Genomic DNA, 14371 nt, shown 5'->3' with positions numbered 1-14371 from the left:
GGATTTTTTCTCTTTCTTCCCGGCCGCTGTGTGAAGTGAATCACTTGCGCCGTGTCGATGGAGGCGCATTATAGGGAGCCGGTTCAGAATGACAAGCGATAATATGCTTTTTTTATCTGACCGCTCACTATTCATTCGTAACGCCTATTAAACCCGCTTTTTGATGGCTGCCGGCAGGTCCGCCAGGCTATTTAGCACCCAATCGGCCAACTTTTCGCCCTGCTCCGTCACCGGCTTGCCGGTACGCACCAGCACCTTGGTGCCGACGCCGGCCGCGATCGCCGCCTGCATGTCTTCCGGTTTATCGCCCACCATATAAGAAGCGGCCATATCGATGTTCAATTCCTGCTGCGCTTGCAGCAGCATGCCCGGCTGCGGTTTACGGCAGTCGCACACCTGACGATACTCTTCTACTACCGCCTCCGGATGATGCGGGCAGAAATAGATGCCGTCGAAGTCAACGTCGCGATCGGCCAGCGACCAATCCATCCACTCGGTCAGGTACATAAACTGGTCTTCGCTGAACTTGCCGCGCGCAATGCCGGACTGATTGGTCACCATCACCAGCGCGAAGCCCATCTTTTTGAGTTCGCGACAGGCGTCAATCACGCCGTCGATAAAGTGGAAGTTGTCGATTTCATGGACATAACCATGGTCAACATTAATCGTACCGTCACGATCGAGAAAAATTGCTGGAACGCTTTGTGTCACCGCTTTGCTCCTGAGGGCCTGTATACGCTGACAGTATCGCATGTTTTACCCCACGCTGAGAACGCCGGAGAACGTCGTTGGCCGTTGACTTAGACGTCTAGACGCCTTAACATCTGATCCATACCTTGGTTCCACGCCGAGGTTTACTTTTATCTAGCCACGGGCAACCACGCTAAAATAAGAAGAATATGATTAAACTTTCTAACATCACTAAAGTGTTCCAGCAGGGTTCGCGCACCATTACCGCGCTCTCTGACGTGACCCTTCACGTCCCTGCCGGGCAAATCTATGGCGTTATCGGGTCTTCCGGTGCCGGCAAAAGCACGCTGATCCGCTGCGCCAACATGCTTGAGCGCCCCACTTCCGGCCAGGTGCTGGTCGATGGTCAGGATCTGACGTCCCTGTCGGAAAGCGAACTGACGCGCGCCCGCCGCCAAATCGGCATGATCTTCCAGCACTTCAACCTGCTCTCTTCCCGCACGGTGTTCGGTAACGTGGCGCTGCCGCTGGAGCTGGACAATACGCCGCGCGCCGAGATCAAAAAACGCGTGACCGAACTGCTGGAGCTGGTTGGCCTGGCGGACAAACACGACGCCTACCCGGCCAACCTGTCCGGCGGCCAGAAACAGCGCGTGGCGATCGCCCGTGCGCTGGCCAGCAACCCTAAAGTGCTGCTGTGCGACGAAGCCACCAGCGCGCTGGATCCGGCCACCACCCGTTCCATCCTGGAACTGCTGAAAGACATCAACCGCCGTCTGGGTCTGACCATTCTGCTGATCACCCACGAAATGGACGTGGTGAAACGCATTTGCGACCAGGTCGCGGTCATCAGCCAGGGGCAGCTGATCGAAAAAGACAGCGTCAGCGAAGTGTTCTCACACCCGAAAACCCCGCTGGCCCAACAGTTCATTCAGTCCACGCTGCATCTGGATATCCCGGACGACTACGCTGCGCGCCTGTCGCCGGAGCGTCAGGGCGGCCGCCAGCCGCTGCTGCGTCTGGAGTTCACCGGCCAGTCGGTCGATGCGCCGCTGCTGTCTGAAGCCGCTCGCCGCTTCAACGTGAACAACAACATTATCAGCGCCCAGATGGATTATGCCGGCGGCGTGAAATTCGGCGTGATGCTGGCGGAGCTGCACGGCAGCGACGAAGACGCGCTGGCGACGATTAAGTTCCTGCAAGAAAATCAGGTAAAAGTAGAGGTTCTGGGTTATGTCTGAGGCAATGATGTGGTTGATGGCGCGTGGCGTATGGGAAACCGTCATGATGACCTTTGTCTCCGGCTTCTTCGGTTTCGTGCTCGGCCTGCCGGTAGGCGTGCTGTTGTATGTCACCCGCCCGGGGCAGATCATCGCCAACAATTCGCTGTATAAAATTTTGTCCGGGCTGGTGAACATCTTCCGTTCCATCCCGTTCATTATTCTGCTGGTTTGGATGATTCCGTTTACCCGCATGATCGTCGGCACCTCGATCGGTCTGCAGGCGGCCATCGTGCCGTTGACCGTGGGCGCCGCGCCGTTCATCGCGCGCATGGTGGAAAACGCCCTGCTGGAAATCCCGTCCGGTCTGGTGGAAGCCGCGCGCGCCATGGGCGCCACGCCGATGCAGATCATCAAGAAAGTGTTGCTGCCGGAAGCCCTGCCGGGCCTGGTTAACGCCGCGACCATCACCCTGATCACCCTGGTGGGTTACTCGGCCATGGGCGGCGCAGTCGGCGCCGGCGGCCTGGGGCAAATCGGTTACCAATACGGTTATATCGGTTATAACGCCACAGTGATGAATACCGTATTAGTATTACTGGTAGTTTTGGTTTATCTGATCCAGTTCTGCGGCGATCGCATCGTCAAAGCCGTTACCCATAAATAGTTTCACAGCATATTAATGCGAGTCTAATGAGGAAGGGATATGTCGTTAAAATTTAAATCCATCGCGGCAATTGGCGCACTGATCGGCACTCTGGCTCTGACGGGCTGCGGCCAGGATGAAAAGAATCCAAACCACATCAAAGTCGGCGTGATCGTCGGCGCTGAGCAGCAAGTCGCCGAAGTGGCGCAGAAAGTGGCGAAAGAGAAATACGGTCTGGACGTCGAGCTGGTGACCTTCAACGACTACGTGCTGCCTAACGAAGCGCTGAGCAAAGGCGATATCGATCTGAACGCCTTCCAGCACAAGCCTTATCTGGATCAGCAGATCAAAGACCGCGGTTACAAGCTGGTGCCGGTCGGCAACACCTTCGTTTACCCGATCGCCGGTTACTCCAAGAAAATCAAATCGCTGGACGAGCTGAAGGAAGGTTCGCAGATCGCACTGCCTAACGATCCGACCAACCTGGGCCGTTCGCTGCTGCTGCTGCAGAAAGTTGGTCTGATCAAGCTGAAAGACGGCGTTGGCCTGCTGCCGACCGTGCTGGACGTGACCGAGAACCCGAAAAACCTGAAGCTGGTTGAGCTGGAAGCGCCTCAGCTGCCGCGCTCTCTGGACGATCAGCAGATCGCGCTGGCGGTGATCAACACCACCTACGCCAGCCAGATCGGCCTGACCCCGGCGAAAGACGGTCTGTTCGTGGAAGATAAAGACTCGCCTTACGTCAACCTGCTGGTTGCGCGCGAAGATAACAAAGATGCGGAAAACGTGAAGAAATTCGTTCAGGCCTATCAGTCTGACGAAGTTGACGCGGCCGCCAACAAAATCTTCAACGGCGGAGCGGTGAAAGGCTGGTAAGCGCTTATTCACCCATTTTATTCCTATAATTGCAAGACGGGCCAAGGCCCGTCTTGTTATTTCCGCCATAGCTTGCTTCAATAGCGCCACTTTCATTAAGGCAGAGGAATCTCAATGCGTGTTTTACCTCTCTGTTTGTTAGCGCTCGCGCTGGCCGGATGTTCATCGCAGCGTATCGCGCCATCCTCAACAAGCAGCACCAGCAAGCCGACCACCACCGCTCCGGCCAAAACCACGCCGGCCGCCCGCCCCGCTCCGGTAAAACTGTATAAAAGTGCAGAAGAACTCGTGGGCAAGCCGTTCCGCGATCTGGGTGAAGTGTCCGGCGAATCGTGCCAAACCACCGTGCAAGACTCTCCACCAAATCTGGCCACCGCCCGTAAACGCATGCAAATCCGTGCGTCTTACATGAAGGCCAACGCCGTGCTGCTGCACGACTGCCAGATTGTCAGCGGCGTCGCCGGTTGCTATCAGCAGGCCGTTTGTCAGGGCTCGGCGCTTAACGTCTCGTCCAAATGACCGAATTCGTTTTCGAGCAGATCGGCGTGATCCGCTCGCCGTATAAAGAAAAATTCGCCGTTCCCCGCCAACCGGGGCTGGTCGAAGACGGCGGCGGTGAACTGCTGCTGCTGCCGCCCTACAACCAGGCGGAAGCGGTGCGAGGCCTCAGCGATTTCAGCCATCTGTGGGTGATGTTCATCTTCCATCAAACCATGGAGGGCGGCTGGCGGCCAACGGTGCGCCCACCGCGCCTGGGCGGCAATGCCCGTATGGGCGTGTTCGCCACTCGATCCACCTTTCGCCCCAATCCGCTCGGCATGTCCCTCATTGAACTGAAAGGCGTGCGGGTAAAAAACGGCGAAGTGGCGCTCGAGCTGGGCAGCCTCGATCTGGTCGACGGCACCCCAGTGGTGGACATCAAGCCTTATCTGCCGTTCGCCGAGAGCCAGCCGCAGGCCCGCGCCGGTTTTGCCCAGGCCGCGCCCGCCGGCGATATGCCGGTGCGTTTTGCTCCGCAGGCCGAGCAGCAGCTGCAGCAACATCAGGCGCGCTACCCGCAATTAAGGCGTTTTATCAGCCAGGTGCTGGCGCAAGATCCCCGTCCCGCCTATCGTAAAGGAGAGGACGTCGAACGGGATTACGCCGTCTGGCTGCTGGATTTCAACGTGCGCTGGCGCGTCGTGGACGGTCACACCGAAGTGCTGTCGCTCGACCCGCGTTAAAATTCCGCCGCCTCTCTTTTGGCGACCCGCTCGCGCTGGTAAACTAAATCACTTTTTGGCCGCCACTCTGGCAGCCCGATGCAATTTGCAGTTCTAACGGAACCAAAACACCATGCGTACTAGCCAATATCTGCTCTCCACTTTGAAGGAGACACCTGCCGACGCCGAAGTGATCAGCCACCAGCTGATGCTGCGCGCCGGGATGATCCGCAAGCTGGCCTCCGGTCTTTACACCTGGCTGCCGACCGGCCTGCGCGTTCTGAAAAAGGTTGAAAACATCGTTCGCGAAGAAATGAACAATGCTAACGCGATCGAAGTTTCCATGCCGGTGGTTCAGCCTGCCGATCTGTGGCAGGAAAGCGGCCGTTGGGAGCAATACGGCCCCGAGCTGCTGCGCTTCGTCGACCGCGGCGATCGTCCGTTCGTACTGGGCCCGACGCATGAAGAAGTGATCACCGATCTGATCCGCAACGAGATCAGTTCGTACAAACAGCTGCCGCTGAACTTCTTCCAGATCCAGACCAAGTTCCGTGATGAAGTGCGCCCGCGTTTCGGCGTGATGCGTTCCCGTGAGTTCCTGATGAAGGATGCCTACTCCTTCCACACCTCACAGGAGTCTCTGCAGGAGACTTACGACGCAATGTACGAAGCGTACAGCAAAATCTTCAGCCGCATGGGCCTGGATTTCCGCCCGGTGCAGGCGGATACCGGCTCGATCGGCGGCAGCGCCTCGCACGAATTCCAGGTGCTGGCGCAGAGCGGTGAAGACGATATCGTGTTCTCCACCGGTTCCGATTTCGCCGCTAACATCGAGCTGGCGGAAGCGGTCGCTCCGGCAGAGCCGCGCGCCGCAGCCAGCGAAGAGCTGCGCCTGGTGGATACGCCGAACGCCAAAACCATCGCCGAGCTGGTCGAGCAATTCCAGCTGCCGGTGGAAAAAACCGTGAAGACGCTGATGGTGCGCGCCACCGAAGAGAGCGGCCACAAGCTGGTCGCCCTGCTGGTGCGCGGCGATCACGAGCTGAACGAAGTCAAGGCCGAGAAGCTGGCGCAGGTTGCCGCGCCGCTGACCTTCGCCACCGAAGAAGAGATCCGCGCCATCGTCGGCGCCGGCCCAGGCTCGCTTGGCCCAGTCAAGCTGCCGATGCCGGTGGTTGCCGATCGCAGCGTAGCGGCGATGAGCGATTTCGGCGCCGGCGCCAACGTTGACGGCAAACACTACTTCGGCATCAACTGGGAGCGCGATCTGCCGCTGCCGCAGGTGGCCGATATCCGTAACGTGGTGGAAGGCGACGCCAGCCCGGACGGTCAGGGTACGCTGCTGATCAAACGCGGCATCGAAGTGGGCCATATCTTCCAGCTCGGCACCAAGTACTCGGAAGCGATGAAAGCGACCGTGCAGGGTGAAGACGGCCGCAACCAGGTGCTGACCATGGGTTGCTACGGCATCGGGGTTACGCGCGTCGTGGCTGCCGCCATCGAGCAGAACCACGACGAACGCGGCATCATCTGGCCGGACGCCATCGCGCCGTTCCAGGTAGCGATCCTGCCGATGAACATGCACAAGTCATTCCGCGTGCAGGCGCTGGCGGAAGAGCTGTACAACACCCTGCGCTCCCACGGCATCGATGTGATCCTCGATGACCGCAAAGAGCGTCCGGGCGTGATGTTCGCGGATATGGAACTGATCGGCGTGCCGCACTCTATCGTTATCGGCGATCGTAACCTCGATAACGAAGAGATCGAGTACAAGAACCGCCGCGTCGGCGAGAAGCAAATGATCAAAACCGGCGAAATCGTTGATTTCCTGCTGGGCCAGATCAAACGCTAAGCGCCGATCGCCAGAGAATAAAAAACCCGCCTAGGCGGGTTTTTTTATATCCGAAACGCGTTACTTGCTGCTGCAGCTTTTGCTGCGGTCGAACGCGATCTTGCCGTCCGGCACCACCGCTTTTTCAATCTGCCCCTCTTCCATCGACGGCTGCACGCTGAAGTGCGCGTTGAAGGTCAGGAACACCGGCTCGCCGGCAGTCTTGTTGGCCTTGGCGTAACCTTGCTCCAGCGCGATGTTGTTATCCACCGGGAAAGTGATGCCGGTGGCGCAATCTTTGAACACCGCCGCGTCGGCCATATAACTGTAGCTGCCTTTCATCACCATCGGGGTTTTAGGCAACGGCTTTTCGACCGGCTCCAGACGGTAATTCAGCTTGGACTCGATCGGCGCGCCGCTGCGGTCCAGCATTTCCAGGCTCTTGCCCACCGGACGGAAGTAGCGTTTCTCGCCGGTGCTGTCGGTCAGCACCAGCTTATCCGCGGTGCGCGCCCATTTGCCGTAGTCGGCAAAGGTCTGATCGCCGTCTTTGCTGCCGCGATAGGTTTCCTGCAGCACAAAAGTGCCGTCTTCATCCAGGAACAGCGCCGTATCCAGACCGCCGCAATCGGCGCAAGGCAACACCCCTTGATAACTCTGCGGCATCGCCTGCAGCGGTTGTTCCTTCGGCTGATAATGATTGTTGCATCCCAACAACGAGAGTGCGCCTGCCGCCAAGAACAGGGCTATCGTAATTTTCTTCACAGTTATTCTCCTACTGTGTTCATGTATTCCTAAGTGCGAACCTTGCCACGCAGCGCCTTGGTGGCGCCTTTGCGCGTCTTGCCTTCCAGGCGACGCAGTTTCGCTCCTTTCGTCGGCTTGGTCGCCTTGCGCGTTTTTTCCACCACCATCGCCTGCTGAATCAACGCGACCAGCCTGGCCAACGCCGCTTCGCGATTCAATTCCTGACTGCGATACTCTTGCGCCTTGATAATCACCACGCCATCGGCGGTAATTAAATGGTGATTCAGCGCCAGCAGCCTTTCCTTATAATACTCTGGCAGGCTGGATGCCCGGATGTCAAAGCGCAAATGGATCGCCGTTGAGGTTTTGTTCACGTGCTGGCCGCCCGCGCCCTGCGCGCGGATCGCCGTCAATTCCAGCTCATTATCCGGTATGGCTACGTTTCTTGACAGTTCCAGCACCGGTCACACCTGCGCCTGCTGCCACTCGGCAAACTGGATTTCCAGACTATTCTGAGCATCGGACAACCAAATAGTTCCCTCCTGCAGCGTCGCCTGCAGCGTCATGGTGCGGCTGGCCAGCGCCGTCAGCCGCGCCAGCTGCTCGTCGTCGAGGAAGCGTACGCTCAGGTTCTTGTAACCGGCCACTTTGCCCTGCATCGCCTGCCACCAAACGTGTGCGGCGCGCTCGCCGTAAGCGTACAACACCACGCGCGGCGACTGGTTGCAGGCCTTGCGAATGCGCTTCTCGTCGGGCAACCCCATCTCGATCCACATTTCCAGCCCGTTATGGTCGTTGCGCTGCCAGATCTCCGGCTCGTCGTCGGCGCTCAGCCCTTTGGTGAACACCAACCGTTCGTCGGCATGGCAGATCCAGGCCAGCAGGCGCAGCATCATGCGCTGTTCGTTTTCGGACGGGTGTTGCGCCAGCGTCAGCGCGGCGTCGTGGTAGAAATGACGATCCATATCAGCGATATTGACCGCGGCTTTATAAATGGTTGCTTTCAGCGCCATGGGTGACCTCGTAATTATCCGGCGACAGTGTACTTGATCAGGGCCGAACGCCGCCAGCGCAGCCCGGCCCGGCGCAGAGCGAAAGGCGTGTCGGGGTGCTGATAACTCCATAACAGCTGTGCTATAGTCGTCTAGGATAGGATAAAACTCCGAGAGCCTGCGCCTCATCGCGAGAGCGGTCTTGATGATGCAGAGGTTCTTAAGGGAGGAAACTGTGCAACAATACTGTGAGTTAGTACGCCGTACTTACGCCGAGATTGGCAGTGGAGATCTTGGCTACGTGCCTGATGCGCTGGCTTGTGCGTTAAAGGCATTGGACGATGTCGCAGCGAACGACGCGCTACCGTCCTCCGTTAGGGAACAGGCGGCCTTTGCCGCCGCTAACTTATTGGTGAGCGACTATGTTGATGAATGATGAGTACCAACCCATCAATTGCGATGACTACGACAACCTGGAACTCGCCTGTCAGCATAAACTTATTCTGAAGCTGGAGTTACGCGACGGAGAAGTGATCGAGGCCAAGGCGATCGACCTGCTGCAAAAGAAACGCGTTGAGTATCTGACCATCGAGCAGAACGGCCAGCAGCGCGACCTGCGTCTGGACCATATCAGCAGTTTCAGTCATCCGGAAATCGGTACCGTGGTCGTCAGTCTGTCAGACTGAGTAGCGGTAACCCCATCCCAACAGGGCAGCCTACCGGCTGCCCTCGTCATTTATGGCTTCAGGCTGGCGTAATAGGTCGCCAGATCGGCGATATCATCCTCCGACAGGCCGGACACATAGGCCTTCATCACCTCGGCCTGGCCGCCGTTGCGCTCTCCTTTCTTGTACGCCTGCAGCGCGTGCTGCAGGTACATGGCGTTCTGCCCGGCCAAATTCGGGTACATCGGCACCGTCACCTTGCCCTGTGCGCCGTGGCAAGCCGCGCAGGCAGCGGCTTTCGCCTGACCGGCGGCCGCATCCCCCGCCGCCAACGCCGGCAGGCTGAACAGGACGGCGGCCAACAGCGTGATCCCCACAAACTTCATCATTGCTCCTCACGATTATGATTTTTTTCCCAGCGCAGTCGCCACGGGCGTTCGTCTTCCGCCACTTGCCCCGCCTCACAGACGAATGCGCCCAGGGCGGCGATCAGCTGCTCATCATAATAAATCAACGGGATGCGATCACGCAGCCAGGGAGGAATCCCCAGCTCCTGCCACAGTTTTTTTATCGGCCGCGAATGGGACCGCCCCACGATGCGCACGGCGCCCTGCACGCCGCCGAAACGAATGCTGATCCGCTGCGCTGGCTGCGGCGCGCGCAGCGTCAGTTCGCCCTCGCCGGCGATCAGGCGCCCCAGCCCGTCCGGCAACGCCAGCGGCTCGTCAGGCCGCCAGGGCAGGTGCACACCGCGCAGCATCGCCAGCGGCGGCAGCAGGTGCAGTCGGCCACGGAAACGGCGGATCTGATAGGCGCCGAGCTGCAGCTGCGGTTCAGCGTCTTCCCGGCTGAGCGCCACCTCCTCCCACAGGCGCTGTAGCTGCTCACGTGCCGGCATAGTGACGTTAAACAACGCGATCCAACGCCGCAGCAAGGCGAAACGCCGTACCGGCGAACAGTCCGTCAGGCCGTCGATCGCCAATGAGCGATCTGCCGCCAACAGGCTTTGCAGCGGTTCCGCCAGCAGTTCGTCCAGCAGCTGCTCCTGCTCGGCGCACAGGCTGGCGCTGCGCGCCACCGCCGAAGCGAAGTGCGGCCAGCGCTGGTTGAGCTGCGGCAAAACCTGCAAACGCAGGAAATTGCGATCGAAGCGCGTGTCCTGATTGCTGTCGTCATCTATCCAGCTTAAGGCGTGGCGCTGCGCATAGCTTTCCAGCGTCTGGCGCGAACAGCCCAGCAATGGCCGCAACAACAGATGCTCACCCAACGTGGTGCGCGCCGCCATCGCCGATAGCCCCGCCGGCCCGCTGCCGCGCTTGAGCGCCAACAGGAAAGTTTCGCTTTGATCGTCAAGGTGTTGAGCGGTAAGCAGCGCTTCGCCCTCCGCCAGGGCGGCGCTGAAGGCGGCATAGCGCGCCGCACGCGCCGCCGCTTCGATGCCGCCCTGGCGGGCGTCCACCTGCACGTGCGTCACCGTCAGCGGCACCTGCCAGTCGGCGCAGCGGCGGCGGCAATGCTCCACCCAGCGGTCGGCGAAGGCGCTCAGGCCGTGGTGCACGTGCAATGCACGCAGCTGCAGCGCCGGACGTTGGCGGCGCAATGCCGCCAGCAGATGCAGCAGCACGCTGGAGTCCAGACCGCCGCTGAACGCCACCAGCAGCCGCTGCTGCGCGCCCAGCTGGTCCGCCACCAGCGTCGTTAATTGATCAGTATCCATCGGTAGGCTTTGTCACTTCTACATAGCTGCACGTTAACTCCGCCTACCGTCATCAATCAAGCATTAACCGTCCGGGCCTGGCGTCGCGTCAGCAGCCACCAGCCGCCCAGCACCGCGATCACCGCCAGCGAGCACCCGGCAGCTCCCCAGCCGATCTGAGCGAAAATGCGGCCATACGCCTGCATCGCCGCCCCTTCGATATGATCCTCGGCGGTCTGATTGGCGATAATGCCCGCCAGATAGTTGGCTATCGAGCCGGTCGCCAGCATATAGATGCCGGTCAACACCCCGGTGGCGCCGGGAATGTTCAGCCGGGTGATCTGCGCCATCGCCACCGGATCGATAAACAGTTCGGCGAAGCCCATCACCGCCAGGCCGGCGATCATCAGCCCCATCGATCCCGGCCCGTGCAGCCGCGTATTGAGCGCCATCAGCGTAAAGCCGACGCCGATCAGCAGCAGGCCAAAGGCGAACTTGCACCAGATGCGCAGCGTGCGATCGCCCGTACCGTCGCCGCTCGCCAGCCACGCCAGCGCCACGCCGCCCAACATCACCGCGCAGGCGTTAACCGACTGGAACAGCGCGGTCGGCACCGTCCAGCCGAACCAGCGCCGATCGACGAAGTGATCGATAAACAGGCTGATGGAGCTGCCGCCTTGTTGGGCAAAGGCCCAGAACAGCGTACCCAGCAGCATCAGCGCAACGATCTGCCACAGGCCCCGGCGCTGGCCGGCGTCCGCTCGCAGCATAATACGCGCCACCAGCACCACCGCCGCCACGCACACCAGCCCGAGCAAATAACCGGCCCAGTCGCGCACAAACAACAGCGTGAAGAACAGCGGCGACGCCAGCAACGCCGCCAACAGCCAGCCCCAGTGCGGCAAGCCCAGGCTTCTGGCACGCATCAGCGGGGCATTCACGCCGCGAGTGTGGCGGAAATGACGCCCGCCCAGCAGGAAGATCACCAGGCCGGCGAACATGCCGATCCCGGCCAACGCAAAGCCGACGTGCCAGCCATAGCGCTCGGCCGCCAACCCACAGGCGATCGGCGCCAAAATAGATCCGACGTTACCGGCGGCGTACAGCAGCGAGAAGCCTCCCTCGCGGCGCGAGTCCTGCGCCGGGTACAGCTCGCCCAGCAGGCAGCTGATATTGGATTTGAACAGGCCGTAACCGCAGATGATGATCGCCAGCGCCAGATAGAGCGACTGGGCGGAGACCGCGCTCAGGCCGAGCACGATATGCCCCAGGGTCATCAGCGCCGCGCCGGCGATCACCGCGACGCGGCTGCCCAGCAGGCGGTCGGCGAGCCAGCCGCCCAAAATAGGAGTGACGTAAACTAACGAAGCGTAAGCGCTGTAGAGATCGATGGCGCGGCTGTCGGTATAGCCGAGTTGGTGGGTCAGATAGAGAATCAGTAACGCACGCATGCCGTAAAAGCTGAAATATTCCCAAATTTGTATCGCTACGACATAGTAGATTGCGCGCGGCTGTGAGGGTGTTTTCATGTTGGTCTCCCATCAGTCGGTGAACGACAAAGGGGAAGCGCGAGCGCCTCCCCTGTTTTTGGCTGCGGTTATTTCGCCTTCAGCACTTTCACCCGATAACGTCCGTCCGCCTGACGATAGGCGCCGTGAATGTCGGTTTCAAAGCCCGGATAATGCGCGCCGATTTCGCACAGCATCTGCAGGAACTCCAGCACCGGCCGGCTCTCCTCAGTCAGCATTTCGCCCGGCATCACCAACGGCACGCCCGGTGGGTATGGCAGGATCATATTGGCGTTGACCTTGCCGACCATGTCCTCCAGATAGACCTCTTCCACTTCGCCGTGCAGCTCTTTCTGGAACGCCTGGTACGGGTTCATCACCATGGTTGGCAGCACTTCGAACGCGCGGTACATCAGATCCGGCAGGTTGTGTTGCTCCACCAGGCGGTGAATGTTCTGCGCCAGATCCTGAATGCGCATGTTTTCATAGAAATCAGGCGCTTCCTGATACAGCGAAGGCAGCATGTTTTTCACCCGCAGGTTCAGATCGAACGAGCGTTTGAAGTCGGTCATCGCGCGCAGCAGGCTGAGCGCCTTGGTTTTGTCGATGCCGATGCTGAACAGGAACAACAGGTTGTACGGCCCGGTTTTCTCGACGATGATGCCGCGTTCATCGAGGTATTTCGCCACGATGCTGGCCGGGATGCCGAACGGCTGCATCTCGCCTTCCTTGCTCATCCCCGGCGTCAGGATGGTGACCTTGATCGGGTCGAGGTACATGTGTTCATTGTCGATGTTCTTGAAACCGTGCCAGGCGCTGTCGGAACGCAGCGGCCAGCATTCCGGCTCATCGATATGCTCCGGCTGCCAGACGTCGAAGAACCAGCCGTCGGATTCGACTTTCAGGCGTTTGATCTCTTTACGGAACTTGATCGCGCGTTCGATAGAGCCGTGGATCAGGCGCTTGCCGGCGTTGCCTTTCATCATCGCCGCGGCGGTTTCGGTAGAGGCCACGATGCCGTAGTGCGGCGAGGTGGTAGTGTGCATCATGTAGGCTTCGTTGAAGGTCTCTTCGTTGATGTCGCCCTTCACGTGGATCATCGACGCCTGCGAGAAAGCCGCCAGCAGTTTGTGGGTGGACTGGGTTTCATAGATCACCTTGCCCTCCACGCGGCCGCCGCTCATGCCGCACTTGCCTTTATAGATCGGGTGGAAATTGGTGTAAGGCACCCAGGCGGAGTCGAAGTGGATAGATTTCACGTCCAGGGTGTTCTTGATAAAGTCGGTGTTGTACAGCAAGCCGTCATAGGTGGAGTTGGTGATCACCGCGTGCACCGGCCAGGTGGCGTTCGGGGTGTCCTTCACGCGTTTGGCGATGGTGGCGCGCTGGAACTCGCTCTGCGGAATGCCGCCGAGGATGCCGTAAGCGTTGCGGGTCGGGCGGAAGTAGATCGGCGTAATGTCACTCATCATCATCAGGTGAGTCAGCGACTTGTGGCAGTTACGGTCAATCAGCACCGTGCTGCCCGCCGGCGCCGAATACATGCCGACGATCTTGTTGGCGGTTGAGGTGCCGTTGGTGACCATGTAGCTGCGTTCGGCGTTGAACACGCGAGAAATATACTCTTCCGCCTCTTTGTGCGGGCCGGAGTGATCCAGCAGCGATCCCAGCTCGGACACCGAAATCGAGATATCCGACTTCATGGTATTCGGGCCGAAGAAATCGTAGAACAGGCTGCCGACCGGGCTTTTCTGGAACGCGGTGCCGCCCATGTGGCCCGGCGTACAGAAGGTGTACTTGCCTTCGCGCACGTATTTGAACAGCGCCTTGGTCAGCGGCGGCAGGATGGTGTCGATATATTCGTCGGTATTCTGTTTGATCTTGGCGGCGATGTCGGTTGCCGCGCCGAGCGCATATTCGAAGAAGCGCACCTGCATGCGCAGATCGTTCAGGCTGACGTCCAGCGTGGAATAGGTGTTGGCGAACGCGTACAGCGGCATGTACTCGTTCAGTTGGCTGATCTCTTCGCACAGCTCCAGGTTGTATTTGTCCCAGTCGAAGATCACCCCACACAAGCGGGCATTGTTCTCGATCAGTTTCAGCAAGTCTTCGCGATCGTTAGGGTAAACGATGCGGAAATCCAGACTTTCCAGCGCCTGATGCAGTTCACGGATAGGCTCTTCTTTGAAGTAGACACCCATGTGATTCATGATGGCGATAACGTTCATATGCATTTCTCCTGGCAAAGCAAGCCCCTTCCCGTCGCGGCTGACAGGTCGGAAAGAAAGGGGCTGGGTA

16 protein-coding genes are annotated in these 14371 nt (G+C 59.5%); 8 read left to right on the top strand and 8 right to left on the bottom strand.

Annotated features, from left to right (window positions below; all coding sequences use genetic code 11):
• Window positions 1-147 precede the first annotated feature (147 nt).
• Window positions 148-711 carry a D-glycero-beta-D-manno-heptose 1,7-bisphosphate 7-phosphatase gene (gene gmhB / locus ACRAWE_RS23975; protein ID WP_015378880.1) on the bottom strand — a complete coding sequence of 188 codons (564 nt, stop codon included), beginning with the start codon at window positions 709-711 and terminating at the stop codon, window positions 148-150.
• Window positions 712-899: 188 nt separating this feature from the next.
• Between gmhB and metN the strand changes: the two genes are divergently transcribed.
• From metN to proS, 6 genes are all read left to right on the top strand, one after another.
• Window positions 900-1931, top strand: coding sequence for a methionine ABC transporter ATP-binding protein MetN (metN, locus tag ACRAWE_RS23970; protein ID WP_019455782.1), 1032 nt, complete (start codon window positions 900-902; stop codon window positions 1929-1931).
• On the top strand, window positions 1924-2577 hold the full coding sequence (locus ACRAWE_RS23965; RefSeq protein ID WP_004932010.1) for a methionine ABC transporter permease MetI: 654 nt from the start codon (window positions 1924-1926) through the stop codon (window positions 2575-2577). The genes metN and ACRAWE_RS23965 overlap by 8 nt, the downstream gene beginning before the upstream one ends.
• Window positions 2578-2616: 39 nt before the next feature.
• Entirely contained in the window at window positions 2617-3432 is an 816-nt protein-coding gene (locus ACRAWE_RS23960) for a MetQ/NlpA family lipoprotein (protein ID WP_019455780.1), read from the top strand.
• Window positions 3433-3546: 114 nt separating this feature from the next.
• Window positions 3547-3951: an Rcs stress response system protein RcsF gene (rcsF, locus tag ACRAWE_RS23955; protein ID WP_004932006.1), complete on the top strand. Its 405-nt coding sequence runs from the start codon at window positions 3547-3549 to the stop codon at window positions 3949-3951.
• Window positions 3948-4655 (top strand): tRNA (N6-threonylcarbamoyladenosine(37)-N6)-methyltransferase TrmO, encoded by a 708-nt coding sequence (gene tsaA / locus ACRAWE_RS23950; protein WP_033644898.1) that lies wholly within the window; start codon window positions 3948-3950, stop codon window positions 4653-4655. Before rcsF ends, tsaA begins: the two co-directional genes overlap by 4 nt.
• 112 nt (window positions 4656-4767) lie before the next feature.
• Window positions 4768-6486: a proline--tRNA ligase gene (gene proS, locus ACRAWE_RS23945; RefSeq protein WP_074055982.1), complete on the top strand. Its 1719-nt coding sequence runs from the start codon at window positions 4768-4770 to the stop codon at window positions 6484-6486.
• Window positions 6487-6546: 60 nt separating this feature from the next.
• Here the strand turns inward: proS and nlpE are convergent, their stop codons facing one another.
• From nlpE to ACRAWE_RS23930, 3 genes are read right to left on the bottom strand one after another with little or no spacing between them, the layout of a single operon-like run.
• The gene (nlpE, locus tag ACRAWE_RS23940; RefSeq protein ID WP_004932000.1) at window positions 6547-7230 is read right to left on the bottom strand and encodes an envelope stress response activation lipoprotein NlpE; all 684 of its coding nucleotides are present in this window, start codon (window positions 7228-7230) and stop codon (window positions 6547-6549) included.
• A gap of 29 nt (window positions 7231-7259) precedes the next feature.
• Window positions 7260-7673, bottom strand: coding sequence for an alternative ribosome rescue aminoacyl-tRNA hydrolase ArfB (arfB, locus tag ACRAWE_RS23935; protein WP_004931997.1), 414 nt, complete (start codon window positions 7671-7673; stop codon window positions 7260-7262).
• Window positions 7674-7676: 3 nt separating this feature from the next.
• Window positions 7677-8225 (bottom strand): YaeQ family protein, encoded by a 549-nt coding sequence (locus ACRAWE_RS23930; protein ID WP_063917925.1) that lies wholly within the window; start codon window positions 8223-8225, stop codon window positions 7677-7679.
• 214 nt (window positions 8226-8439) lie between these two features.
• Between ACRAWE_RS23930 and ACRAWE_RS23925 the strand changes: the two genes are divergently transcribed.
• Both ACRAWE_RS23925 and rof read left to right on the top strand, forming a co-directional pair.
• The gene (locus ACRAWE_RS23925; protein ID WP_004931993.1) at window positions 8440-8640 is read left to right on the top strand and encodes a YaeP family protein; all 201 of its coding nucleotides are present in this window, start codon (window positions 8440-8442) and stop codon (window positions 8638-8640) included.
• Window positions 8627-8890, top strand: a complete 264-nt coding sequence (gene rof, locus ACRAWE_RS23920) for a Rho-binding antiterminator (protein ID WP_004931991.1) — start codon at window positions 8627-8629, stop codon at window positions 8888-8890. The genes ACRAWE_RS23925 and rof overlap by 14 nt, the downstream gene beginning before the upstream one ends.
• Before the next feature lie 50 nt (window positions 8891-8940).
• Here rof and ACRAWE_RS23915 read toward each other — a convergent pair whose 3' ends face one another.
• The 4 genes from ACRAWE_RS23915 to cadA all read right to left on the bottom strand — a co-directional run bounded on the left by ACRAWE_RS23915 (window position 8941) and on the right by cadA (window position 14301).
• Window positions 8941-9255, bottom strand: a complete 315-nt coding sequence (locus tag ACRAWE_RS23915; protein ID WP_432525982.1) for a c-type cytochrome — start codon at window positions 9253-9255, stop codon at window positions 8941-8943.
• Window positions 9255-10586, bottom strand: coding sequence for a tRNA lysidine(34) synthetase TilS (tilS, locus tag ACRAWE_RS23910; RefSeq protein WP_211129894.1), 1332 nt, complete (start codon window positions 10584-10586; stop codon window positions 9255-9257). The genes ACRAWE_RS23915 and tilS overlap by 1 nt, the downstream gene beginning before the upstream one ends.
• Before the next feature lie 56 nt (window positions 10587-10642).
• Window positions 10643-12094, bottom strand: a complete 1452-nt coding sequence (dtpD, locus tag ACRAWE_RS23905; protein ID WP_432525977.1) for a dipeptide permease DtpD — start codon at window positions 12092-12094, stop codon at window positions 10643-10645.
• Between the two features lie 68 nt (window positions 12095-12162).
• Window positions 12163-14301, bottom strand: coding sequence for a lysine decarboxylase CadA (gene cadA, locus ACRAWE_RS23900; RefSeq protein WP_063917927.1), 2139 nt, complete (start codon window positions 14299-14301; stop codon window positions 12163-12165).
• Window positions 14302-14371 lie beyond the last annotated feature (70 nt).

The organism is Serratia sp. BFP-2025, from assembly GCF_050880365.1.
Classification (GTDB): Bacteria; Pseudomonadota; Gammaproteobacteria; order Enterobacterales; family Enterobacteriaceae; genus Serratia; species Serratia surfactantfaciens.
The sequence above is the reverse complement of the archived record's forward strand: the minus strand, read 5'-3'. Positions and strand labels throughout refer to the sequence as shown.